This window comes from Paratractidigestivibacter sp., from assembly GCF_963660155.1.
Taxonomy (GTDB): domain Bacteria; phylum Actinomycetota; class Coriobacteriia; order Coriobacteriales; family Atopobiaceae; genus Paratractidigestivibacter.
In genome coordinates, this window is the sequence record NZ_CAVKWG010000048.1 from 183,638 (window position 1) to 207,801 (window position 24,164).

General features: G+C 64.4%; 19 protein-coding genes. 4 read left to right on the forward strand and 15 right to left on the reverse strand.

Annotated features, from left to right (window positions below):
- Positions 1 to 36: 36 nt before the first annotated feature.
- Positions 37 to 1,863 carry a beta-glucuronidase gene (uidA, locus tag U5709_RS09840; protein WP_321973301.1) on the reverse strand — a complete coding sequence of 609 codons (1,827 nt, stop codon included), beginning with the start codon at positions 1,861 to 1,863 and terminating at the stop codon, positions 37 to 39.
- Between the two features lie 130 nt (positions 1,864 to 1,993).
- Here uidA and U5709_RS09845 point away from each other — a divergent pair, with 130 nt between their 5' ends.
- On the forward strand, positions 1,994 to 2,947 hold the full coding sequence (locus tag U5709_RS09845; RefSeq protein ID WP_321971566.1) for an AraC family transcriptional regulator: 954 nt from the start codon (positions 1,994 to 1,996) through the stop codon (positions 2,945 to 2,947).
- A gap of 51 nt (positions 2,948 to 2,998) precedes the next feature.
- Here the strand turns inward: U5709_RS09845 and U5709_RS09850 are convergent, their stop codons facing one another.
- Positions 2,999 to 4,387 (reverse strand): PTS transporter subunit EIIC, encoded by a 1,389-nt coding sequence (locus tag U5709_RS09850; protein WP_321973302.1) that lies wholly within the window; start codon positions 4,385 to 4,387, stop codon positions 2,999 to 3,001.
- Positions 4,388 to 4,728: 341 nt separating this feature from the next.
- Between U5709_RS09850 and U5709_RS09855 the strand changes: the two genes are divergently transcribed.
- Positions 4,729 to 5,127: an ABC transporter ATPase gene (locus tag U5709_RS09855; protein ID WP_321971568.1), complete on the forward strand. Its 399-nt coding sequence runs from the start codon at positions 4,729 to 4,731 to the stop codon at positions 5,125 to 5,127.
- 528 nt (positions 5,128 to 5,655) lie between these two features.
- Here the strand turns inward: U5709_RS09855 and U5709_RS09860 are convergent.
- Positions 5,656 to 7,779: an FAD-dependent oxidoreductase gene (locus U5709_RS09860; protein ID WP_321973303.1), complete on the reverse strand. Its 2,124-nt coding sequence runs from the start codon at positions 7,777 to 7,779 to the stop codon at positions 5,656 to 5,658.
- A 26-nt stretch (positions 7,780 to 7,805) separates the two neighbouring features.
- A complete protein-coding gene (locus tag U5709_RS09865) occupies positions 7,806 to 8,366 on the reverse strand; it encodes a DUF1097 family protein (RefSeq protein ID WP_321971570.1) in 561 nt (186 codons plus the stop codon).
- A 141-nt stretch (positions 8,367 to 8,507) separates the two neighbouring features.
- On the opposite strand from U5709_RS09865, the gene U5709_RS09870 reads away from it, so the two are divergent.
- Positions 8,508 to 9,401, forward strand: coding sequence for a LysR family transcriptional regulator (locus U5709_RS09870; RefSeq protein WP_321971571.1), 894 nt, complete (start codon positions 8,508 to 8,510; stop codon positions 9,399 to 9,401).
- A gap of 67 nt (positions 9,402 to 9,468) precedes the next feature.
- On the opposite strand, the gene buk is transcribed toward U5709_RS09870, so the two are convergent.
- The 6 genes from buk to U5709_RS09900 all read right to left on the reverse strand — a co-directional run bounded on the left by buk (position 9,469) and on the right by U5709_RS09900 (position 14,712).
- Positions 9,469 to 10,590: a butyrate kinase gene (gene buk / locus U5709_RS09875; RefSeq protein WP_321973304.1), complete on the reverse strand. Its 1,122-nt coding sequence runs from the start codon at positions 10,588 to 10,590 to the stop codon at positions 9,469 to 9,471.
- Between the two features lie 2 nt (positions 10,591 to 10,592).
- Positions 10,593 to 11,603 carry a phosphate acyltransferase gene (locus U5709_RS09880; protein ID WP_321973305.1) on the reverse strand — a complete coding sequence of 337 codons (1,011 nt, stop codon included), beginning with the start codon at positions 11,601 to 11,603 and terminating at the stop codon, positions 10,593 to 10,595.
- A gap of 4 nt (positions 11,604 to 11,607) precedes the next feature.
- Complete coding sequence (locus tag U5709_RS09885; RefSeq protein ID WP_321971574.1) at positions 11,608 to 11,841, reverse strand: acyl carrier protein; 234 nt, start codon at positions 11,839 to 11,841, stop codon at positions 11,608 to 11,610.
- Between the two features lie 306 nt (positions 11,842 to 12,147).
- Complete coding sequence (locus U5709_RS09890) at positions 12,148 to 12,567, reverse strand: Zn-ribbon domain-containing OB-fold protein (RefSeq protein ID WP_321971575.1); 420 nt, start codon at positions 12,565 to 12,567, stop codon at positions 12,148 to 12,150.
- Between the two features lie 25 nt (positions 12,568 to 12,592).
- Positions 12,593 to 13,879, reverse strand: coding sequence for a thiolase family protein (locus U5709_RS09895; protein WP_321971576.1), 1,287 nt, complete (start codon positions 13,877 to 13,879; stop codon positions 12,593 to 12,595).
- Positions 13,880 to 14,094: 215 nt separating this feature from the next.
- Positions 14,095 to 14,712: a TetR/AcrR family transcriptional regulator gene (locus tag U5709_RS09900; protein WP_321971577.1), complete on the reverse strand. Its 618-nt coding sequence runs from the start codon at positions 14,710 to 14,712 to the stop codon at positions 14,095 to 14,097.
- 86 nt (positions 14,713 to 14,798) lie between these two features.
- Here U5709_RS09900 and U5709_RS09905 point away from each other — a divergent pair, with 86 nt between their 5' ends.
- Positions 14,799 to 16,112: a PucR family transcriptional regulator gene (locus U5709_RS09905; protein WP_321971578.1), complete on the forward strand. Its 1,314-nt coding sequence runs from the start codon at positions 14,799 to 14,801 to the stop codon at positions 16,110 to 16,112.
- A 161-nt stretch (positions 16,113 to 16,273) separates the two neighbouring features.
- Here U5709_RS09905 and U5709_RS09910 read toward each other — a convergent pair whose 3' ends face one another.
- From U5709_RS09910 to U5709_RS09930, 5 genes are all read right to left on the reverse strand, one after another.
- Entirely contained in the window at positions 16,274 to 17,266 is a 993-nt protein-coding gene (locus U5709_RS09910) for a flavodoxin family protein (RefSeq protein ID WP_321971579.1), read from the reverse strand.
- Positions 17,267 to 17,832: 566 nt separating this feature from the next.
- Positions 17,833 to 18,906: an NADH-ubiquinone oxidoreductase-F iron-sulfur binding region domain-containing protein gene (locus tag U5709_RS09915; protein ID WP_321973306.1), complete on the reverse strand. Its 1,074-nt coding sequence runs from the start codon at positions 18,904 to 18,906 to the stop codon at positions 17,833 to 17,835.
- 15 nt (positions 18,907 to 18,921) lie between these two features.
- A complete protein-coding gene (locus U5709_RS09920) occupies positions 18,922 to 21,054 on the reverse strand; it encodes an FAD-dependent oxidoreductase (protein WP_321971944.1) in 2,133 nt (710 codons plus the stop codon).
- Between the two features lie 129 nt (positions 21,055 to 21,183).
- Entirely contained in the window at positions 21,184 to 22,689 is a 1,506-nt protein-coding gene (locus tag U5709_RS09925; RefSeq protein ID WP_321973307.1) for an FAD-dependent oxidoreductase, read from the reverse strand.
- Positions 22,690 to 22,920: 231 nt separating this feature from the next.
- The gene (locus U5709_RS09930) at positions 22,921 to 23,919 is read right to left on the reverse strand and encodes a flavodoxin family protein (protein ID WP_321971946.1); all 999 of its coding nucleotides are present in this window, start codon (positions 23,917 to 23,919) and stop codon (positions 22,921 to 22,923) included.
- Positions 23,920 to 24,164 lie beyond the last annotated feature (245 nt).

The following is a 24,164-nucleotide window of genomic DNA, read 5'->3' on the forward strand; positions in this document are numbered from 1 at the left end:
CTCGCCGGGGCCCTGCCGTTTCTCGCGAACCAGCCGCTAATCGAGGTAGTCGAGCTTCCTGAGCCAACGGTCCCTCAGCAGGAACGCGATCGCTTTGGGCTGCCTGTCACGCGTAAAGGCCCCCTTCTTATTACCATCGACGCGCATAACGCCCTCCCCCGTCTGAAAGTCGCAGAGGTTCCACGGCTGCTCGCCCACGACCCAATCGAACATGTCGAAGACCTCGTGCTGGGCCCGGAAGAACTCGAGCTGGTACTCCTCGCTCCACATGACGCTCGGCAGCTTGTGCACGCCCGCCATGGTGTCGGTTCCGTACTCGGTGAACAGAAACGGCTTATTGGGCTCGAGCTCCTCCCATTTGTGCATCTCCTCGATAAGAATGGCCTTGGCGTCCTCGATGCGCGGGCCGCCGCAGACGTACCAGCCGTCGTAGCGGTTGAGCATCATAAAATCGGCGAGGTGCGTACACTTGTCGATGCCGGCGCGGCAGCGCGTCACGTTGGTATAGGAGCGCGGGCGCTTCTGCGGGTCGGCGTCGAGGCACGCGTCGAAGACCTTCTGCGCATACGGAACCGCCGCCTCCGAGGAGAAGTCAGGCTCATTGAAGAGGGACCAGGCGCAGACGCAGGCGTGATTGCGGTCGCGCTCGACGAGCTCCTGGACGGCCGCGATATGCGCGGGCAGCGTCTTCTCGCGAACCGCCGGGTCGTCGAAGTACGTCTCGCCCCGCGGCGCGGTCACGGCATCGGCGAAGTTCTTGGTTGAGCGCAGCATACCTACCGCGGCGACCTCGTCGATGACGAAGAAGCCCTCGCGGTCCGCCTCGTAGAGCTGCTCCTCGGAGTAGGGGTAGTGGCTCGTGCGGAAGGAGTTCGCGCCCATCCACTTAAGCAGCTCGAAGTCACGCTTGTTTACCACAGGATCGAACCCGCGTCCGTGCACGGGGCTGTCCTCGTGACGCCCGAACCCCTTAAGGTAGACAGGACGTCCGTTGAGCAGGATATTTCGCCCCGAGACCTCGATGGTGCGCAAGCCGAGCGTGTCGTACCACTCGTCCACAAGCTCCGTCCCGTCATAGAGACGCGCCCACAACGTGTAGAGATACGGGCGGCGCAGGCCCCAGAGGCGCGGGTCTTCGACCGTGAGCACGCCCTGCTCGCCCTGCGAGTCGGCGACGGGCTGCCCGTCCCCGTCCACAAGCACCACCTCTGCGCGCAGCCCGACCGCGTCCTCAAGGTCCAGCTCATAGCGGACCTGCGCACGGTTCTTGATGAGTTCAACGGAGGTCTTTATGCCGGCGACGCGTCGCTCGGGTGTCGAGAGGAGCCTCACCTTGCGCTGCAGGCCGGCGTAGTTGAAGAAATCAAAGTACGGGGCCGCGATGCGGGTGCCGTCGCGCAGGGTGGCGACGCCGCCCGCAGGCAACGTGTGCTCGGTCAACTCGTTGTTCACGCGGACGGCCACGTAATTCCAGTCGTTCCACCTCACGCAGCCGTTGAGGTGAGCGCAAAACGGCGTGAAACCGCCCTCATGGGAGGCGACCTCGCTTCCGTTCACGAAGACCGTCGCGCGGTGCGTCGCCGCATCGAAGCGGATGTCGACGTTTCCGCTTTCCCACTCCCCCGGCACGAAGACGCACTTGGCGTACCAGAAGTCGCCATAGTACTCGCGGCTTGCCTTGTCGGTGAAGACGTCGTTGAAGCTGGCGGGAACCGGCATGTCGATGGGGTCGGGCAGGCCGTGGGCGGCCCAGCCGTCCCGCTCGCCGACGCGCTCGGGATCGAACCGGAATTCCCAAGTCCCGCAGAGGTCCTCGATGCGCCTCGTTCTGGTAATCCTCGGGTATTGCGCCGCAAAGGCCATAATTTACTTCCTTTCGAAGGGCGGGCACTTGCCATGCGCCTGCCAGGTATGTAACGATTCAGTCAATCCCAACCATATAAGAACAGGTGAACGATCCTTGACCCCAGAAGAACTCGACAAAAGACTAAGGGTGCTCAGTGAGCACGAAATCGGCTACCGCAACGGTGCGCCGTCAGCTCCGGAGACTCGCCCCTTCGCCACAATCGCCGGTGTCGAGGTCATGCAGTCCAGTTTCTGGGGAAACAACCCCCGAACAGGCGACCACGACCCGCTTATCCGCTTCAAGCGGCACTCGCGTTTTCGCGATTACCCCCTGCACAACCACGACTTCGTCGAGCTCTCGTACATGTACGGCGGCATGTGCATCGAGACGGTCAACGACCGGCTCATGGGGCTGCGAAAAGGCCAGGTGCTCCTCGTCGACTCGGGCACCATCCACACCATCGCCCCGCTCGGCGAAAACGACATCTTGGTGAACTTCCAGATCGAGAAGAGCTACTTCACCACGAACTTCTTCAACCGTTTGGAGTCGGATAGCCTGGTGACCTCGTTCTTCCTGAACTCGATTTCCAAGGGCATCGACCACAACAACTTCATCCTGTTCCGGTCCGAGACGAGCCGTCGCCTGCCCATCTTCATGAACGAGCTCATGTGCGAGTGCTTGGAGCCCTCGGCCCGCTCGGAGAACATGCTCCAATGCCTGTTCTCGCTCGTGGTGAGCGAGCTCATCGACGTCTACGGGCAAGGCGTCGACGAGGGCACGGTGCCGCTCAGGAACCCGGCGCTGTCGTACCTGCGCCACATCGAGGAGAACTACCGAACCTGCACGCTCCAGGAAACCGCCTCGAAGTTCAACGTGAGCACGAGCTACATCGCGAAGCTCCTCAAGCGCGAGTGCGGCGCCACCTTTAAGGACCTCGTGCAGCACCAGCGCATCGAGCAGGCCAAGAGACTTCTTACGAACGACACCTTAAGCGTCACGGACGTGGCCAGGAGCGTGGGGTACTCGAACATCAGCTTCTTCTACAAGGTGTTCGAACGCGAATGCGGGATGCTTCCCGGCGAATACCGCAAAAAGCCGTAGCGCCTTCCCCTCCGCCGGCGACACGGCGAAGGGGAAGAGGGGGACATCCCACTACTCAGCATCCTCGAGAAGCGCGGGGTCGTCGATCATCGAGTCGTTGAACCCGAAGAAATAGGTCGCGACGGCGGAGCCGATAAAGCCGATACCGGCCGTGATGGGAACCGCCCAGCCACCTGGGAAGCTCATGAGCGCAGGCAACGTGACGAGGTTCACGCCGATGAAGGCGGTGCGCTGCAGGCCGGAGATGACGATGGGTACGGCGCCCAGGGCGGAGCAGACGCAAGCAATGACAAACGGGCGCTTGAACTTAAGGTTCACGCTGTAGATGGCGGGCTCGGTCACGCCGGCGAGAAGGGCGGTCACCCAGTTGGGGCCGGCGACCTCCTTGAGGTTCTTGTTGCGGGTCTTGAGGAAGACGCCGAGGCAGGCGCCGGCCATGGCGAAGTTGCAGCCCCAGGACAGCGGGCTAATCCAGTCGTAGCCCATGGTGGAGAAGTTGTTCATGACGATCGGGGTAAAGGCAGCGTGGGCGCCGAAGATGATGAGCACCGGCCAGAATCCGCCGAAGAGCATGCCGGCCACCACCGGCGCCACGTTGTAGACGGCGAGAATGCCGTCGGCGACGAGCTGGCCCACAAACTGGAAGAAGGGTCCGACCGCAATGAGCTCGACGGGGACGAGCACAGCGATGCAGACCATGTAGCCAAAGAGCGAAAAGACGGTCTTGCTCATGACCTTCTTGAGGCCGCCCTCCATCTTGGCGAGCAGCCACGCCATGATGACAGGCGGAATGACGGAAGTGGCGTAGCTCACGAGCGTCACCGGGATGCCGAAGAAGTCGAGCGCGATGCCGTCGGCCTGAGCCGAAACGATAGTGGGATACAGAAGCGGGAAAACGATGGCCAGGGCCACGAAGCGGTTGGCCTTGAACTTCTCGGCAGCCGTGATGGCGAGAACGAACGGCAGGAACCTCATGAAGCCATCGGCGCCGGCATAAAGAATAATGTAGGCTCCCGTCGCCGAGAAGCCGTCGATGAAGCTGGACGCGAGGACAAGAACGGCCTTGAGCATGCCGACCGCCACGAAGGCGCCCATAAAGGGGAAGAAGATGCCCGAGATGGTCTCGGAGAACTTCTCGAAGACGTTGCGGTTGCCCTTCTCGACCGTGACCTCGCCGCCGACCATGCCGGTACCGAGGATGGCTACGGCCGCATCGTACGCGTCCTCGACGTCCGTGCCGATGACTGCTTGGTACTGGCCGTTCCCGTGCACGACGTCGATGACACCCTTTACCTTCTTGACCTCGGAGTCGTTGGCTTTCGACTCGTCCTTGAGGACGAAGCGCAGGCGGGTCACGCAGTGGGCGACGGAAACGATATTGTCTTTGCCGCCAACCTTCTCGATGATTGCGGAGGCAAGCGCCGGGTAATCCTTGGCCATGCCAGATTCCTTTCCTTCAGTTCCTTTAGGTTGGGCCCGTAGAGAAACATTTAAACCGAAAGTACCAAAAGGAAAAATAACCACGAAAGTATCGATATTGACCAAATCAATACGGATTTGACTTCAGCCGATACTTCGATTTATCTGCATCTATTGACTTAAACTTGACCTAGGCTAACCAAATCGGTTTTACGGCATCCGAATGACTTAACGCGGTTGGTGCAAACACACAAATCGACGGCCCGGCCGAAGAGTTTTTATTGAAGCGGCACACGTTGGACGGGGCACGGGTGGACGCTACCATTGGTTCGTCTTAGTTCTCGGCAAGAAGGGCCCGACTTATGTGCGAGTGGAACCGCAACCTCATCATCCAGGACATCGTGCTGGCCATCGTAATCAACACCTCCGCCACCCTGCTCGGCGGCGACCCGTTCGACCACACCTGGTACATCTTCACCTGCGTGGCGCTCGCCACCAACGTGCTCGGGCAGTTCCTGCTGCCCACCGGCAGCATCGCCGCGGCGCTCACCAAGCCCCTGGGCGACGCTTCTTGGCGCATCTACGCGCAGATCTTCATTGAGAACCTGATCTTCGTCACCATTATCAGCTTCATCGAGGCCTGGGTCCACACGGGCGGCGCCGGCATCGTCGCGGCGTGGCTCTCCACCTACGTGTATCTGGTCCTCATCGGCTACGTGACCTCGGTCATCCTCTACCACGCCCTGAAGCCGCGCGCGTAGCGGGCGACCAACAGCGCTTACGCGCACAGATCCATCAACTCGAGTGCCCGGGCCGGCGTAATGCAGACCTCGGGCACTTGCTTTATGTTCACGCCAGGAAAACAGCGGCGAACAGCCGACCCACCCGCAACGTTTATCCATTTTGATAGGAAGCCGCCATCTGGACGGCAGGCCCTCAGCCTTCAACGACCGCCAGGGCCGGGCTTACGCTCGACAACGAAAACGAAAAACGGGATGGCGGCAGTTTTCCAAATACGGACTGAGTATCCAAAATCAACACAACCCATCTACCTGCGGTTTTACAATACTCGAAGCAACGACTACTCGGACGGTCCTCAAAAAACTGCCGCCATCCCTAGTTTTTCTGCCCCTACCCCGAGATAAGCCCGCGATTCAGGGCATGAGGTGTGCCCTACGGGCCTCAACACGCAAATTACGCCCCCGATCGCGCGGTGCGATCGGGGGCGCTTTGGAGAGGAAGCCACGGCACGCCGCCGTACACGGGGGCGGGCGGAGCTCCGATGGTGACTAAAGGATGGCCATCGCGGCGTCGTTGCCGCTGTGGATGGCGTCGCGGACGATGCCCGCGCGCTCTGCGTTGCCGACGACGGCTACCTTCGCGCCGGCTGCCTCGGCGGCGGCGCGAAGCGCCTCTGCGGCCTCGGTATCGGCCTGCATGCCGAAGGAGTACAGGTACGTGTCGCCGGCAACGACCACGCGCTCGTCGCCCGGCGTTCCCGCCTCGTCGACGGCCTTCACGCACACGAGCCCCTCGTCGGAAAATTCGACGGGGCAGGTGGAGAGCGCCTGCTTGATGCCGCGCTTATCCATCTCGGAGAGCAGCGCGTTGCGGTAATAACCGAAGGTGGACGGCGTGATGCGCGCCTTCCTGGCCACGAGCGTGACCTCGTGCCCCAACGCCGCCAGGTTGAGCGCCGTCTCGCAAGCGGTGAGGCCGCCGCCGGCGATCACGATGCTGTGCCCCAGCTCGTCGAGGTGGTAATACGAGTCCGCAGCGTTCATCGCGCGCTCGGCGCCCGGCAGCGGGCACGCCTTGTTCTTGGCGCCGGTGGCGATGATCACGTGCTCGGGAGCGACCTCGGCCAGGTAGGCCGCGTCGACCGTGCGCCCGAGCTCGACCTTCACGCCCTCCTCGGCAAGCTCTTGCTTGAGCACCTCGATGAAGTCGATCCACTCGCGCTTGTCATGGTCCTTCTCGGCAAAGAGAAGCACGCCGCCCAGCCTGTCGGACGCCTCGGCGAGCGTGACGTCGTGCCCGCGGCGGGCGGCCGTCACGGCCGCCTGCATGCCGGCCACGCCGCCGCCCACGACGAGCACGCGGCGGCTCGCCTCGGGCTTGGGCAGGCGATCGGGGTAGTAGCCGAAGCCGGAGTTCGGGTTCACGGAGCAGTCGCCCATGACGGCCGGGCTGTAGACCTTCATGAACTCCTCGGGCGGCAGCTGGTACCACAGCGGGATGTCCGTCGGGTGCTCGCAGAAGCCCGGGTAGCAGTGGAAGCAACGCAGGCAACGGTGGATAAGGTCCTCGCGCCCGTCCAAGGTCTTCTCGATGAAGCGCGGGTCGGCGAAGCACTGGCGCGCGTACTCGACGAAGTCGCACTTGCCGGCCGCGATAGCGTCCTCGGCCTGGGCCACGCTGTTGAAGCCGCCGACCACCGCGACCAGGCTCTTGTTGAGGCGCGCCTTGATGGCGGCCGCGCGCTCGAGGTTCACGCCGTGCACGTCGAAAATGTCGCTGAAGGTGTCGCCGCCGTTGCCGTACTTCTTGATGCCGCAGGACACGTGGAAGATGTCGACGAGGCCGTCGATCTGTTGCGCGAAGCCGCAGGAGTCCTCGAGGGTCATGCCGCCCTCCTCGCAGTCCTCGGCGCTCATGCGAAGCTCAAGCACCTTGTCCTCGCCCATGCCGGCGCGAAGGGCGCGCAGGCACATCTTGGGGAAGCGCGAGCGGTTCTCGATGCTGCCCCCGAACTCGTCGGTGCGCTTGTTGAACAGCGGCGAGACGAACTGCTGGATAAGGAAGCCGTGGCCGCCGTGGAGCAGCACGCCGTCGAAGCCGCAGGCGCAGGCGAAGCGGCCCACATCGAAGAAGTCGCGGCAGACCTTCTCCATCATCTGGCTGTCCATGCCGAAGACATGGCGGCCGTCCTCCTCGCGGACGAAGTCGCAGGGGCCCCAGGGCTCCGCGGCGTCGTCGGCCTCGAGACCCTCGTGAGAGATCTCCATGTACGCTAAGGCTCCGCCCGCGTGGATGCGGTCCGCGTACTCCTTGGCGGCGTCGAAATCAGCGCCGTAGTAGTGGTGGACGTCGATGGCGCGGTCCATGAAGGCGCCGCGCCCCTCCTCGAAGTTAAGCGGCAGCTCGCCGGTGGCCACGCAGCCGAAACCGCCCTCGGCGCGCTCCTGCACCATGCGATAGATGTTCTCGCGGATCGGCTCGATGAAGTACGGCGCGTGGAAGAACATGGTCGGCGCCGCGATAAGGCGGTTCTTGAACACGTTGCCGCGGATATCGACGGGGTCGAAGACGTGCGGGTATTTGGCCGCGCCGGGACGGCCCTCGTAAGCCGCGCGCGCCTCCTCGACGCTGCTTGCGACCTTAGGCTCGAAGACGCTCTGGTTGCTTTCCATTTTTATATCTCTCCCCTACAAAGAAGTTACTTGTCCTCGGGCGCCTTGGGAGCAAGCGCGGCCATGGCACGCTCCTTGCCGAAGATGGCCGAGCACACGGCCATGCCGCTGAGCACGAGGCAGACAGCGAGCACTAGGCCGTAGCACCAGAAGCCGAAAAGGTGGAAGTAAGTGATGGGCACCTGCATGAAGAGCATCATGAAAGACGTCGCCATGCCCATGAAGATGCAGGGAATGTTGGAGAAGACCTGGCCCTCGAAGAGGTTCTCGTGGACGGTCAGGATGCAGAAGATGACGAGAATAGTCGGGATGAGCTGGGAGAGCAGTGGGTTGTCGCCGAAGGCGGCCCCGAAGGCGCCGGAGACGAGCGAGTTGATGACGCACCACAGCTCGCCCACCGCGTAGCCGATGAGCATGTCTGGGATCTTCTTGAAGTCCGCGCCCAGGGCAAAGAACATGAGCAGCGGCAAGAAGAGCATCCAGATGTACTGGAGCATCCCGAGCAGCGTCATGCCCTGCATGAGCACCGTGAGGACGACGGCGCCGACGAGCGCCTGCACGAGCTTGACCTTGTTCCTGTCCGCCATTGTGGCCTCCTTACGATTGTTCGCCGCGCGCTCGCGCGGCATTCCATTGCGCTTATCGTAAAGACCCATGGACTCGTAAGATATGTTATTAAACTGTTCAAGTAATAAGATTTTCTTATTGCCTAAGGCAACGAGGGTCCTATGAACACAAGGCAGCTCGAATACTTCGTGGCCGTGGCGGAGCTCCAGAGCTTCCGGCGCGCGGCAGCGCGTCTTTACGTGTCGCAGTCGGCTATATCGCAGCAGGTCAAGGCCCTCGAGCGCGAGCTCGGCTGCCATCTGCTCGACCGAGACAACCACAACGTCTCGCTCACCTCGGCGGGCCACGCCTTCCTTGAGGACTCCCACGACATCCTCGCCCGCCTCGAGGACGCGAGAAAACGCGCCGCGGGGGCGGGAAACGGACCCGAAGGCGAGCTCAGGATCGGCTACGTGAAGGGCTACGAGCGCACAGACCTGCCGGACATGCTCTCCGAATTCCACAGCCGCTACCCCAACGTTCGCCTCTCGTTCATGCGCGACAACGTGAGCGAGCTCTACGATGCCCTGCGCGACGAGCGGATCGACCTGGCGATCAACCTCTTCTACTCCCCCGACGACATGCGCCTCATCGAGACGCAGGTGTTAAGGCACTATCCCTTGAAGGCCGTCCTCTCGGTGCGGCACCCCTTGGCGCGCCGGGCGTCCATCTCCATGGCCGACCTCGCCGGCGAGCCCTTGGTCGACATCAAGAAGGGACTCGAGTCCTACGGCGAGAGCACCGTGATCTCGGCGAACCTCGCCGAGGCCGGGGACGTGCCCGTGGCCTACGTGTCTGACGACATCGAGACGAGCGTGCTCGCCGTGGCCGCCGGCATGGGGTACGCGCTCTTGCCCGGCTACTTCACCGACGGCATGCCGGGCGGCGGCCGCGTGGTCGCGGTGCCCATCCGCGGCAAGGAGCGCGAGATGCGCATCTGCGCGGCATGGCTCCCATCCAGGAAAAACGAGCTGCTCGACGTCTTTTTGGACGAGTTCCTCCGCGTGGAGGAATGACGCGGCAAGAAAAAGGCGGGCCTCCCTTGCAGGAGACCCGCCCGATGCGAATCGAGTCAGCTCGCGACTACGCCTCGTCGAAGCAGGCGAAGCCGGTGAAGACCGGGACGCCGGTGTAGGTGCCGGCCTCCTCGTCGCCGCTAAGGACGCGGCAGGCGCCCGCGGCCATGGCCTCGAGCTCGAACTCGCCGGGGTACGCCGAGACCGGGGCAATCCAGCCGCAGCGCTCCTCGATGGCCTTGACCAAGCCCTTGTTGTGGACCATGCCGCCGCCGAGCAGAATCCCGTCGACCTGGCCGCCGAGCACGGCCGCCATGCCGCCGATGCAGCGGCAGATCTGGTACTGCATGGCGCTCCAGGCGCGCGAGGCGGCCTCGTCGCCGTCGGCCGCGCGGTTGCTCACCTCGAGGGCGTCGGAGGTGCCCAGAAGGTCGACGAAGCCGCCGGTCTTCATGCACATCTTGCGGGCCTCGGAGGTGGTGTGGCCGGCCTCGAGGTAGTCGAGGACCTCGGCCACGGGAAGGCCGCCGCAGCGGGTGGGGGCCATCATGCCCTCGCCGCCGACGATGTCGTAGCCGTCGACCATCTTGCCGTGGTCGTGGGCCGAGATGGAGATGCCGCCGCCGATGTGGCAGACGACGAAGCGGCAGTCCTCGTAGGCGCGGCCCATCGAGGCCGCGTGACGGATAGCCGTCTCCTTGAGGTTGAGCGCGTGCAGGTGCACATGGCGATACACGCCGCGGATGCCCGTCATGCGCGCGTCGTCGCAGAGCTCGTCGGTGTCGGGCGGGTTCACCACGAAGGCGGGCTTGCCCGTCAGGGCGGCGAACGCGTGGGCGATCTGGGGGCCCAGCTGCGCGGGGTGCTGGACGCCGTTGGCACCGCGGGTGGCATGGTCGAGCATGACGTCGTTCACGGCGTAGGTGCCGCCCGGCATGGGGAGCAGGCCGCCGCCGCGGCCGACGAATGCGTCAATGCTGCCCAGCTCAACGCCGTTGTCGGCGAGCGCGGCCTCGATGAGGCCCACACGGTACGGGAGCTGGTCGGAGACGCCCTCGAACTTGGCGAGGTCGGAGGCCTCGTGCGCCACGTTCACGGTGAAGACGGCCTCGTCGCCCTCGAAGACGCCCACCTTGGTGGAGGTGGAGCCGGGGTTGATGACGAGGACGCGCCACATCTTCTCGGCCATGGCTACTCCCCTTCCGCGAGCGCCTGGGCGCGCACGCAGCTCATGACCACGTTGCCCACGATCTCGGAGACGGGGGCGGAGCGGGAGCAGTCGCAGACGATCTTCTTGAAGCCCTGCAGCATCGGGCCGTAGGCGTCGGCGCCGGTGAGGTTCTGGATGATCTTCACGCCGATGTTGCCCACGTTGATGTCGGGCCAGATGAGCAGGTTCGCGCGGCCGGCGACCTCGGAGTCGTGGTGGACCTTCTTGGCGGCGACCTTCGGGTTGATGGCGGCGTCGAACTGGAACTCGCCGTCGATCTTGAGGTCGGGGCGGGACTCGTTGGCGATGTCGCGGGCCTCGCGGACCTTGTCGACGAGCTCGTTGTCCATGGAGCCGTCGGTGGAGTGCGAAAGAAGGGCGCAGCGGACGTCCCAGCCGGTGAGCGCGGCCACCGTGTCGGAGGATGCGCAGGCAATGGAGGCCAGCTCAGCAGGGGTGGGGTTCACGCAGACGGCGGAGTCGCCGAAACCGATGAGGCCGCCCTCGCCACCGTCCCATCCGGGAACCTGGGCGATGCCGCAAGAGCTGATGGTCTCTACGCCGTCGGCGAGGCCCACGATGGTCTGGCCGGCGAGGATGATGTCGCCCGTGGCGTTGGCGATGCCGGCGAACATGACGTCGACGTCGCCGAGCACCTGCAGGATAAGGGAGCGCTCGAGGGGGCGCGTCATGCGGCGCGCGGCGCCCTTGGGCTTGTACTTGCAGTCGGGGTGCGCGAGATAGCGCTCGCAGCAGGCGGCGTTGGCCTCCTCGTCGTTGATGTCGACGACCTCGATGCCCTCGAGGCTGATGCCGCGCTCGCCGGCCAGGCGCTCGAGCTCAGCCCCGTCGCCCACGAGCACGCACTCGGCGAGCTTCTGGTCGGCGAGCTCGCGCACGGCGCGCATCATGGTCTCGTTGTCGCCCTCAGGGAAGGCGACTCGCATCGGGCGGGCGGCGGCCCGCTCGCGCAGGGTCTGCATCAGATCCATGCGCCTACTCCATCTCTTCCTCGACGCGCTCGACGAGCTCGCCGAAGGTCTTCATGACCATGACCTCGCGCACGGGGACCTCGGCGTCGAGCTCGTTCTCGATCATGGAGGTCAGCGCGATCATCTTCATGGAGCCCTTGCCCAGCTCGTCGAACGTGGTGTCGGCGGTGATCTCGCCCTCGTACTTGTAAGCGGACTTGGCGAACTCAGCGACCTGATCAAAGATTTCCTGGCTCATAGCAATTCCTTTCAACAGCAGCATGACCTGCAATTTATTGGTGATTAACAACGCGGGCGAAGCGAAGCGAGCCCGCAAAAAAAACGTGAGACGAGCAGGGTTTCTGTGGTGCGTAAGATCGGCACGATCTCGGAGGCGCCGCATACTAAGGTACGCAAGCCTCCGAGATCGTGACGAGATTACGTGCCACAGGAAGCCGGAGGCAGCTACAGCTGCGTCAGCTCAGGTTGAACGCAAGCCCTCGGGTTCGCGCCGTGATGGGGTGCCACGGGAAGCCGGAGGCAGCTAAGGATACGTCAGCTCAGCTTAGTCCAGCTCGAACGTGAGCATCTTGTAGCCGGGGCGATCGATAACCTTGGCATGCACACCGACGGTCTCGCCGGCCATAAGCTTCGCGCGGATCTCGGGCGCCTTCTTCTTGGTGATGCCGTAGATAACGTAGGTGTACTGCGCGCCCTCGTCGATCTCGACCGCGCCGTAGGCGTACTTGCCGTTCTCCTTGAGGTAGGGCTTGTCGTTCTGGGGCCCGGGCAGGGTGAAGTCGATGAGCTTGCCGTGGCCGCTCACCTCGCACCACTCGGTCTCGTGGTAGCCGCAGGCGTTGCAGGCCAGGTGCGGCGGGAACTCGACGGCGCCGCACTCGGTGCACTTGCGGCCATAGAACTTGCCCTCCTCGAGGCCCGCGTAGAACTTCTTGACGACGGGCTCCATCATCTCGAGCTTCATGGATGTGTCCTTTCTGGTGAGTGCGCTAGCGGACGGCGCGCAGGATCTGGCAGCGGACGTTCTGGGAGCCGCCGAAGCCGCGCACGAAGGTGGTATCGGGGCGCTTGGCCATCTGGGTCTCGCCGGCCTCGCCGCGCATCTGCTTGACGGCCTCGTAGATGTCGGCGATGCCCGAGGCGCCGTGGGCGTGGCCGAAGTTGCAGCGGCCGCCGTGCGGGTTGATGGGCTTGTCGCCGTCATAGGCGGTGCGGCCGTCGATGGCGTACTGCCAGGCCTCGCCGCGCGGAATGTAGCCGCACTCCTCGGCCGAGACGATCTCGGAGGCCAGGAAGAAGTCGTTGCACATGAAGAGGTCGATCTCGTCCGGGGTGACGCCGGTGAGCTCGTAGACCTGCTGGGCCGCGATCTTGGTCGCCCAGTGCTCGTTGTGCACGAGGCCGGCCTCGACGGCGGAGGCGCCGGTGCCCAGGACCTCGATGGGGATGTGGGGCACGCCCATGGCGAGCGCCTTCTCGGTCGGCATGACGACCATGGCCGCTGCGCCGTCGCACTTCTTCTCGAAGCCGGTGACGCGCAGGTACTGGGTGACCTTGGGGTTATAGAAGCTCTTGAGGTACTCGTCGGCGTCGTCGAAGCCGTTGGCGGCGGCCTCCTCCTCGACGGTCTGCTCGAACCAGCCGAGCGGGTTCTTCACGGCGCCGCGGCGCAGCGACTTGGTGAGGCCGTTCAGGGCATCGTCGATCTTGTCGGCGTCGAGGTCGTAGATCATGGAGTACTCGTTGATCCAGTTGTCGAAGCTCACGCCGAAGGCGCCGTCCAAGGGGCGTCCATAGGCGCGGTCGTAGATCTTGTCGAGCGACGGGATCATGACGGAGAGCGGGAAATCCTGGCGGACATGGGAGGGCATGTGCTCGACCGGCAGGGTGCTCGCGAGGTCGACGGCGCCGGAGAGGACGACATCATAGGTACCGGAGGCGACGGCCATGACGGCCTGCTCGAGGGCCACATAGCCCGTGCAGCACGCCTCGGAGTGGTGAACGGAGCCCTTGGAGCGCATGCCGAACCAGTCGGCCACCTGCATGTTCGGTGTGATGCAGTCGTTGATGAGGTAGGGGTTGGCGGCGCCGTGGTAGTAGAAGTCCACGTCGCGGGGCTCCAGGCCCGCGTCCGCGATAGCCTCCAGCGCTGCGTAGCCGAACGCCTCGCCCTCGCCGATGCCTTGGGTCTCGGGGTGATCCTCGAAATCCTTGAACGGCGTGCAGCCGACGCCGACGATGGACACGCTGCGGGCGCCCTTTCCGAGTTTAACCATTACTTCACATCCTTATCTGTAAAAGAGCCGGACCTTGCCTTGCCTTCGGATGCTATTTCTGCGGCCCGAATAGGAGAAGAACACTTGGGCGTCCCTTGTTCCAGAGTGTGGGACAACTTAGCAGCAATTGTTTCTTTATGCAGGTAGATAGTCATAAAGAGAGCGGCGAGACGTTTGCCGCTCGCCGCTTCAAAGCTACCGTCTGCAGGTGTCGCCTAATCTCCGAACGGGGAGGCGGGGTTCGCGCGCACGTGACCCTCGTCAAGAAAGAACGGCGCATAAAAGAGTCGGTTGAGGACGGCCGCCACCTTCTCGGGGGCCACATCAGGGCGCTCCTCGAGCCAGTACTGGATCACGTTGTTGTGGCCCGCGAGCGCAAAGGCGAGGTAAAAGTCGCGGTAATCGGCCGAGCCCGGCACGTCGGCCAGGCGGTCGCGGAAGTGATCGTGCATGAGGATCGTGGCCTTGTGCACGAACTGCGGGTCGCCGTGGGGGCCGTTCAAGGCCACGATCTTGTCGCGACGCTCGGCCAGAAGCTCCATGCGGCGAATCATCGTTGGCGTCGGGTCGAGCTCGGACTGGCCGAAACGGGCCTTGAGAGCATAGCTGTTGATGTCGTGCATGTTGGCGAGCAGGTCCGTCTCGAAGCCCTTGACCACGGCGTCGACGGAGTCAAAGTGGCGATAGAACGTGGAGCGCGAGATGCCGCATGCGCGCACGACCGCGCCCACGCCGATCTTTGGGATGTCGGTCGTCTCCATAAGAGCGAAGACGGCGTCCTCAATCCGCTCATCAACCGAATCGCGCCTCTTGTCCCGTCCCCATGTGGTCATGCAGCAACACGCCTTTCCCTTTCGACTACTATTTCTTGGGCCGGGTCACTGCCCCGGTCTATGGCGCACGGATGAGAGGAGCACCCATGCAACCGAGCGCGACCGATGCCGAGAAGGCGACGAAAGCGCTCGTTGGCGCACTGCTCTGCGACCGCGGCCTCCCCCATCTCACCGAGGTTGCGGCCGAGGTGCTCCAAAACCCGATCCTCGTCGTCGACCCCACCTACCATAACGCGGCGCGCGCGGGGTTTTCCATAGAGGAAGGCGACGAATCGGCGTTCGCGCAGACGACCCGCCGCGAGATCGCCGACGGCGACTCCATGCTCGTCGAGGGCGTGCGCTACATCATGGAGAACGGCATCGACGAGGAGCTCGCGCGCACGCGAGGGCCCCTCGTGCGCAAAAACGAAATCTACGGCCTGAATACCATGACCGAGTCGATCATGGTCCACGGCACCTGCCTCGGGCGGGTCATGATGGTCGAGCACGACCATGCCTTCGCCGACGCCGACCTCGAGATCTTCGGGCTCTTCGTGCGCCTCGCGGGCCAAGAGCTCCAAAAGACCGGTTTCCTCACGCTGGGCGGCCCGCAGCAGGGCCCGTATTTCCTTGGCCGCCTGCTCGACGACGAGCACCCGAATCCCATCTCGACCGCCCGCCGCATGCAGCTCGTGGGTTTTGCTCCCCTGTCGTCGCTCTTCGCGCTTTGCATCCGCGGCGCCGGAGGCGTCCTCGACGCCCGGTCCGCCGAGAGCATCCGCGCTCAGATGCAGCCGATCTTGCACCACAGCTTGATCGCCCTGTACGAAGGCGAGCTCGTGACCCTCGTGAGCCGCGCCGACGCGCCGCGCCTCCCGGACAGCGACGAGGCGGTTCTTGCCCGGATAGCGGCGGCGAACAACCTGCTCGTCGGCGTGAGCAACGCCTTCGAGCAGGCGACCGACGTGCGCGCCCACCTCGCGCAGGCGCGCTCCGCCATCCGCTTCGGCTCCACCTACACCAAAATCCTGGACGACACGCACGTCTACCGCTACTGCGAGTACACCTACATGGAGATGCTCGACATCTGCAACGACCACATCAACCTGATGAACTACGTGCACCCGTCCATCTGGGCGCTGTGCGAGCATGACCAGCAGCATGACTCCGAGCTGCTCGAGACCCTCTTCGCCTTCATGCAGAACGGCTGCAACACGGCGCGGACGGCGGCGCTGCTGAGCCTGCACAAGAACACGCTGCTCTATCGCCTGAACCGGATCAAGGAGCTCACGAACAACGACCTCGCATCGGGTGAGGACCTGTTCTTGTTCCATCTTTCCATTCGCGCCCTTATCTACCAGGGCATATTCAAGCCGCGGACGAAGCCGCACACCAGCCGGGAGCTCCACGGCATCAAATAGCTCTCCATAGATCGCCCCCGGGGTGCCGGCGAGCTTGCCTTGGTGCTCAAACAGTCCTCTTCGCACGAACGAGACATTAAGTCTCGTCCGGCTCATGCGGAACTGCGCCCAAGACAAACTCACCGGCACCCCGGGAGCTCCCTTCTCGTTACAGCGAGAAACTAGTCGCGCTTGATCTCGATGGTCGGGAAGGTCATCTTGGCATACTTGTCCATGATGGGCTTGACCTCCTCGATGTGGGCGAAGAACTCGTCGCGCGTCTTGTTGATCTCGTTGAGGTGCTCGGCGCGGGCCTTGTCGTCGTTGCGGTCGCGAATGAGGCCGTTCTCGGCGATTCTAAGCTGCGGGCGTCCGGTCTTGTCGTTGACGTAGATGTCGCCGCCGGCGCCGCAGACCGCGCACTCCCACGGAAACTCGATGCCGTCCCAGTGCTTATCGCCGGGGTAGACGAGCGAGCTGTGGCAATTCGGGCAGACGCCGTCGTCGGGATCGCCGAGCCAGCAGCGCTCCTCGACCGGGGTCTGGATAGCCTTGACGATGTTCTCGCCCATCTTGCGGGCACGCTCGAGCTGAGCGCCCCAGGGATTCTCGGCGCCCCAGACGGCGCAGTTGCCGGGACGGCCGTCGCGCTGGGCCATGTAGCGGTCGACGACCTGCATCGACATGGTGAACATGGTGGCCTGCATGCTCTCGAGCGCGAGCGACTGCCAGTCGTGCATGGAGCCGCCGACGGAGATCAGGCCGGCCACGGTGTGCGGGTTCTCCTTGACGGCGCCGATGGCGAGCAGGAAGGAGAGCTCGTAGGCGAGGAAGCGCTGGGCCAGGCGGGTGTAGACGGAGCTCGGGGTGAGGTCGTAGGTCGGGGCAACGAAGATCACGCCCTGGCAGGTCTGGATCTCGGAGATGATGGCGTCCACGTCGTCCTTTTTCTTGAGTACGCAGCCGTGGTACTCCTTCTGCAGGCCGGCGCCGACCTTGCCCATCTGCATGGTGCAGCCCTCGCAGCCGGTGCAGGGAAGGATGTTGTAGTCGAAGAGGTTGATCATCTCGACCTCGCCGCCGGCCTCCTGGACGGCGCAGAGCGCCTCCTTGGCAAGCATCTCGCCGTTGCCGTTGTGCCTACCTGCGCAAACAGCCATAACCTTGAATGACATGCTGGCTCCTCTCCAGAGCGTTTTGGGCGCAGGCCCCCGCCCGCGCAATCTTGGCAGCAATGGTATGGCTGAAGGTTTTCAGGTTCACCGTCCGCGCAAACGAGCAAACGCGAAATGTGCGCGAAACAGTCGTGCGAATGCCCAAACAGGTACGCAAAGCGAAAGGCCCCACGCGATCCCCGGCATGGCGGGCAAGGATCGCGAGAGACCTTTTGTTAAGTATCAGTATCGAGTTTCAGCGGCTTCCGAGCATTGTTCACAGGCCCAGAGTCTGCCCGATTTTTAACGCAACTCGTTGGTGCCAGAAACCAAACGCCCCTAGCCCCGCCTCCCCCCACCTCCCCCTTAAAGTTCGGAAGGCTTCCAAACTTGAGAAGCCTTCCGAACTTTAGTTGAGAAATCTATAATCGCAGGTAGATGACTTGGCAGAAATACGTCGATTGCCCGCTCAAAGTTTGGAAGCCTTCCGAACTTTAGGAGAGGGGCGGGATGGGCGGGCAGCAGAGAAGCGCCCCGGCTCGAGTGAGGGAGCCGGGGCGCGAAAAGCAGACGATGAGCGGTGCTTATTACTTGCGCTTGAAGGGGATCGGCTTGGGCGGGCACTTGGGCTTGACCGCGCCGGCGGTCACGATGGCGCCGTACTCGCACGAGTCGAGGCAAGCCCCGCACTGCGTGCACGCCTTCTGGTCGATGACGTGGATAAAGCGCGGGCGGCCGAGGATGGCGTCCTCCTCGCAGGAGTCCACGCAGGCGTTGCAGGCCTGGCACTTGGACGCCAGGATGTGGACGGTGAGAAACGCCGTGCACTCCCCCGCCGCGCAGACCTTCTTGGTGAAGTGCTGGCTGATCTCGGCCTCGAAGAGGTCGAGGAAGGCGAGCACGGTGCGGGCCATGACGCGGCCCTGCTCGCAGAGCGACTCGGTCGCCATGACGGGGCAGAGGTCGCGCAGCAGCGCGAGATCGGTAGGCTTGCCCTTCTTGCGGCAGATGTCGGCGACGATGGTGGCGATCTGGTGGGAGCCCTCGTGGCCGAAGACGCAGCGGCCGCAGGTCTCGTGGCGATACAGCGCGCAGATCTCGTTCAGCGCGTTGGCCATGCAGTTCTTGGCGGTGTAGACGCGCACGTAATCGCTGCCGAGAACGACCTCGGCGGCTGCGTCGTCGGCCTTGTACAGGGCGCCCGCGGGGTAACCCACGTAGACGGCCTTGGCGTCCTCGGCGCCGGCGGCCTCCACGAGCGCGCCCACGGTCGCGGTCGCGTCCATCTGGACGGGGGCCTCGGCGCCCTCGAGCCAGACCCAGCGCTTGCCGTCGGCACAAAGAAGCTCGGAGCCGGAGAGGCAGCGCTCATCGCCCTCGCCCTCGGCGTGGGAGGGGATGGGCTTCTCGCCGACCAAGGTGCGGGCGGCAGCGGAGCCGTTGGCGTAAACGAAGCCAAGCTCAGGATTGCACTCGACGACGCGGGCGGCATCGCCCAGGGCAGATGCGAGCTCAGTGGCGACGGGGTCGCCGGCCGGCACGAGGACTGCCTCGGCGCCTGCGGACTTGATCTTCTCGGCCGCGGCGGCGACGTCCTTCTTGAGGAGCCAGAGCGCGACGGGTGCCTGCTTGTGCGCGGGCATGAAGTTGACAATGATCATTGTTCCAGCTCCTTCCTAGTACTCGTTCCACAGACGCGGGGTGGTCAGCGTGAGGCGCAGGTCGCACTGCAGGCAGCGGCTCGCCTCGCAAGTGGCCTCCTCCTCGGTGAACGGGCACTCGAAGGTGTTGAAGTTGCCCGAGCGCTCGGGGGCGGGCACGAACTGCGGCTGCACGGCCTCGCCGTAGAAGCCCTCGGGGACCTTGCCGATGAACTGGCTCGGGGCCTCGAAGTCGATGAGGGCCGCGTCGATGTCGCCGTCGCCGCCCAGGAAGCGGTCGATGGCGGAGGCGCACTCGCGGCCGGCCTCGATGGCGGCGATGACGGACTTCGTTCCCGTGACGCAGTCGCCGGCGGCCCAAACGCCCTCGACGCTCGTCTTGCCCTCGGCGTCGGCCACGATGTAGGGGCCGTGGGTGAGCTCAAAGCCCATGTCGGCGGTGCCCTCGGGCTTCTGGCCGACGGCGAAGATGACGCGGTCGACGTCGATGGTCAGCTCGCCGCCCTCGCGCAGCTCGGTGACGGCGCGGTGGTTCTCGTCGAAGTAGAACTTCTCGATCTTGTGGATGGTCATGGAGCCGACGTGGCCGGGATTGCCCGCGGCCTCGTTGATGCTCGTGAAGGCGTGGGCGTCGTGGAGCACGATGCCCTCCTCGGCGGCCTCCTCGCGCTCCTCGGGCGTAGAGGTCATGACGGCCTCGGCCTCGAGGCACGCCAGGTCGACCGACGCGGCGCCAAGGCGCACCGCCGTGCGGGCGCAGTCATAGGCGACGTTGCCGCCGCCGAGGACCATGATGCGCAGGCCGGTGAGGTCAGGGGCGCTGCCGTTGCGGGCGGCCTTGAGAAAGTCGGTGTTGCGAAGGACGCCCTCGAGGTCGTGGCCGGCCATGGGAAGCACGGTGCCGTCGTGGGTGCCGATGGTCACGAGCACGGCGTCGTAGCCCTGGGAAAGAAGCGCCTTGGGGTCGGCCACGCGCTCGCCGCAGCGAAGCTCGATGCGGGGCTCGGGGTCGGTTCCCTGGGCGATCTCGAGGATCGTGGCGACCTCGCCGTCGACGACCTCATCGGGCAGGCGGTAGGCCGGGATGCCGTAGCGCATCTGGCCGCCGACCTTCTCGTTGGCCTCGAATACGTCGACCTTGTGGCCCTTCTCGGCGCAGTACAGCGCGGCGGTGAGGCCGGCGGGGCCGGCGCCGACGACGGCGACCTTCTTGCCGGAGAGCTGCTCGTGGCGCACGTTGGCCTTCCAGGTGCCCTCGTCGCGCACGGCGGCGGCGCGCTTCAGGCGGCAGACCGACAGCGGCGTGCCGTTGAGCTCGTTGCGCTTGCAGGCGCTCTGGCAGTTGTGGACGCAGATGTTGCCCAAGGACTCCGGGAACGGGACCTTCTCGCGGACCACGGCAGCAGCCTCGGTGTAGCGCTTGTCCTTAACGAGGCGCAGGTAGCGCGGGATGTCGACGTGCGCCGGGCAGCCTTCGCGGCAGGGCACCACGTTGTCGGCGTAGGACTTGTTCTCGTCGAACATGTTGAGCGTGTCGATGATGGAGCCCGTGGGGCAGACCTCGATGCACGCACCGCAGAAACGGCAGCCGGCCTCCTGCAGCGAGACGCTGCCGTCGGTGCCGATGCGGATGCCCCCCTCGCTGTGCTGGTAATCGAGCACGCCCGCGCCGCGCAGCTCGCGGCAGGCACGCACGCAGCGGCCGCAGCGGATGCAGCGGGTGAACATGTGGGTGATCAGCGGGTTCGACTCGTCGGTGGGCACCGGGCGGCTCTTGACGCGCCAGCGGGTCGGCGAGACGCCCATGTACTGGTACATGGACTGCAACTCGCACTTGCCGTACTTGGGGCAGCCCGTGCAGTCGGTCGGGTGCGTGGCCAAGATGAGCTCCATGGCGAGCTTGCGCACGCGCTCGGCAGCCTCGCCGGCGGTGTTCACGACCATACCCTCGCGCACCTGCGTCTTGCAGGCGCAGACAGGCGCGTCTTCGCCCTCGACCTCGACCATGCACAGGCGGCAGCCCCCGACGGCCTCAAGGTCGGGATGCTTGCAGAGGTGCGGGATGTAGACCCCGGCGTCGAGCGAGGCCTCGAGGAGGTTCTTGCCCTCCGCGACCTCGACCTCGTCGCCATTGATGGTGATTTTCATGCGTTTCCCCTCGAAACGTCGCTTCATGCCCGAGAGGCGCCCGGAATTCCCCAACCCCGAGCGCCTCTCTTTGCGGGCGAATCGTCGCGGGCGGGGCATAAGGCCCCGCGCCGCGTGTTCAGCTAGGTCTTACGACCACTCCTCGTCGCCCGCGTCCTCGAAGAGGCTGGAGGCGGCGTTCTCGCCGGCGATGCGGCCGGAGTTCAGGCAGAAGCCCATGGTGTTGCCCGGGATGCAGTAGTTGTAGGAGTCGCCGTAGATGGTGCAGGCGTCGGTGCCGACGCAGTAGAGGCCGGGGATGACCTCGTAGTCGTCGGTCATGACCTCCATCTTGTGGTTGATCAGCACGCCGCCGAGGGTACCGTAGGCGCCGCAGTACTGCTTGCAGCAGTAGAAGGGGCCCTTCTCGAGCGGCTGCATGAACTCGCGCTCCTTCTCGAAGATGTCGTCCCAGCCGTTGTCGCACATCTCGTTGTACTCGTCGACGTTGGCGATAAGGCCGTCGACGTCGATGCCGGCCTTCTCGGCAAGCTCCTCGAGGGTGTCGGCCTGGCAGATGGCGGGGTAGCCGGCGGCGAGGTCGGCGTTCCACTGCTCCTCGAAGCCCTCATAGAGGTCGTGCGGGTGGACGTGGGAGACGATATCGGGGCCGTCCTTCTTCCAGTGCTTGAGCATACGGGCGTCAAAGATGGCGTAGGCGACCTTGCCGGGCAGGTGGTTGATGGCGTTGCCGACGAAGGTGGTGTTGTAGATCTCGTCCTCGGGCATGAAGCGCTCGCCGAGGCGGTTGCACCAGTAGCAGGGCTGGCGGAAGGCGCCCTCGACGTAGAAGTGGTTCATGTTGTCGGGGATCTGGTACATGAGCTCCATGGTGACCGGGGTGTGGCCGCCGCCGACCTCGTGGCACATGTTGATGCCGTCGCCGTCCATGCCGGGGATGGCGAAGGAAAAGAGATTCTTGCCCCACTCGAAGCCGAGCTTCTCCTTGATCAGCTCGACGTTGTGGCCGAAGCCGCCGGTGGCGACGATGACCGACTTGCAGGAGATCTCGTACTCCTCGCCGTCCTTATCCTTGGCGGTGACGCCGCAGACGGCGCCGTCCTCGCCCTTGATCAGGCCGGTGCCGGGGCACTCGAGCATGAACTCGACGCCGAGGTCCTGGGCCTTCTCGGTCATGCGCTTGGTCATCGTGGTAGCGGCGCGCGGACCCGGCTCGGAGCCGTCCTCGGGCTGCACGACGTGCCAGGTGTACTCGCCGTCGGAGTAGCCGCGGGTGCGCTCGCGGGCACGGAAAGCGGGGCGCACGGAGTTGAAGACGACGCCCATGTCCTGGAGCCACGCGATGGTGTCGCCGGACTTGAAGTAGTAGTCGCGCACGAGGCGGGCGTCGACCTGGTAGTGGGTGTAGAACATGTGGCGACGGAAGAGCTCACCGGGGGTGACCTCGATCATCGAGGCCTTCTGGACGGGCGAGCCGGCGCCGGCCGGGCCCATGCCCATGTTGGCGGCGCCGCCGGTGTTGGACGCCTTCTCGAGGCAGATGACGCGGGCGCCGTTCTCGGCGGCGGAGACCGCGGCGGCGAGGCCGGAGAGGCCGGCCGCGACGACGACGACGTCGGTTTCGAGCTGCTTCATGCGAATCCTCCTTTTCCGGGGCCATCAGCCCCCGATTGCCATGCGATTTGCATGTTTATTGACGCTTATCACTTTCGCGCGTAACACCCTCGCAATCTATGTGCGGGCGCACCGAGGTTTCGACGGCGGCGGCGCGAGGGTTTGTGCAACTAAACCATGAGAAAAGGCCGCCCCCGCGCTCGGCGGAAAGCGGCCCCTATGACCCTGGACGCGTGAGGTGCGGGGTGTGCCCTACTTCTGGGGCGCGGTGGCCTTGATGGCCTCCTTGTAGAAATTGACGCGGTCCTTATAGGCCTGGGTCTTCTTCATCTCGGCGAGCTTGCCCTCGTTCTCCTGGATGTCCTTGCCGTGGATCTCCTTGCCGGAGAGGATGTCGTGGGCCTTGTGCAGGTCCTCGGGCTTATAGGTAACCTTGACGGCGCCGTCGACGATGGAGAGCTCGCCCTCGAGGCCGCAGACGCAGCAGATGGCGCGGTTCTCGCCGGGGACCAGGTAGAAGTCGTTGCAGTGGCAGTGGGAGCAGATGCCCTCCTCGCCCTTGTACTCGACGCCCTCGTAGGGGTCGGTGCCGGCGGCGACGTTCTCCTGGATCTTCGCAGCGGCCTCGGCGAGGTTCTTGCCGATCTGGGCGGCGCGCTCCATGAGGGAGTCATCCATGAGGGCGGTCTTGGACCAGGGCACCCAGTCGTTGTCGATGACCTTCCAGCTGGGGGTCATGGCCTGGAGCTGGTGCTCGGACTGGACGTGCGTGCCCCAGTCGGAGCCGCCGATGCCGATGTAGGACACGGCCTTGGGGCTCATGATGACGGGGTCGGGGACCTCGACGCCCTTGGCAGCCGGGCCGCCCTCGGCCAGGCGGCCCTTGGCAATCTGAGTGGAGATGAAGTTGTTGCCGGTATCCATGCGGGGCCCGAAGCGGTCCATGATGGTGTGGAACAAGCCGGTGACGCCGGTCTCGAAAATCGGGTCGACCATGACGACGCCGTCGGCGTGGAAGAGCTCGAAGGCCAGCCAGTCGAAGTCGTCTTTGTGGACGCACATGTTCTTGGTGCCGCTCATGAGCATCTTGACGCAGGTGATGCAGCCGGTGCAGTGCTTGATGTCGAGGTCCATGGCGCGAATGAACTCGACCTCGCAGCCGGCCTCCTGGGCAGCGAGAAGGACCGCCTTGCAGACGGTGTCGTTGTTGCCGTTCTTGGTGCCGAACGAGACTCCCACGATCTTGGGCATGTGACCCACTCCTCTCCACGCGCGTTCGCGCAACGGGTTGGCGGCGCCCCCGCGCCGCACGTTTCTGGTTCGAAGATTAGTGGCAAACCCGTCGTGCAGGAGCATAGGAAAATGAACGGCACGTTACACAAGGATTGTGCAGTTTGACAAAAGTGCAGGTAAACGGCCTGTCGGAAGACTTTGCAATAGCACAAAGCACCTGCCTGGCCACAGAGGCGGGGCCGCTGACCACCGTAAATTAACTA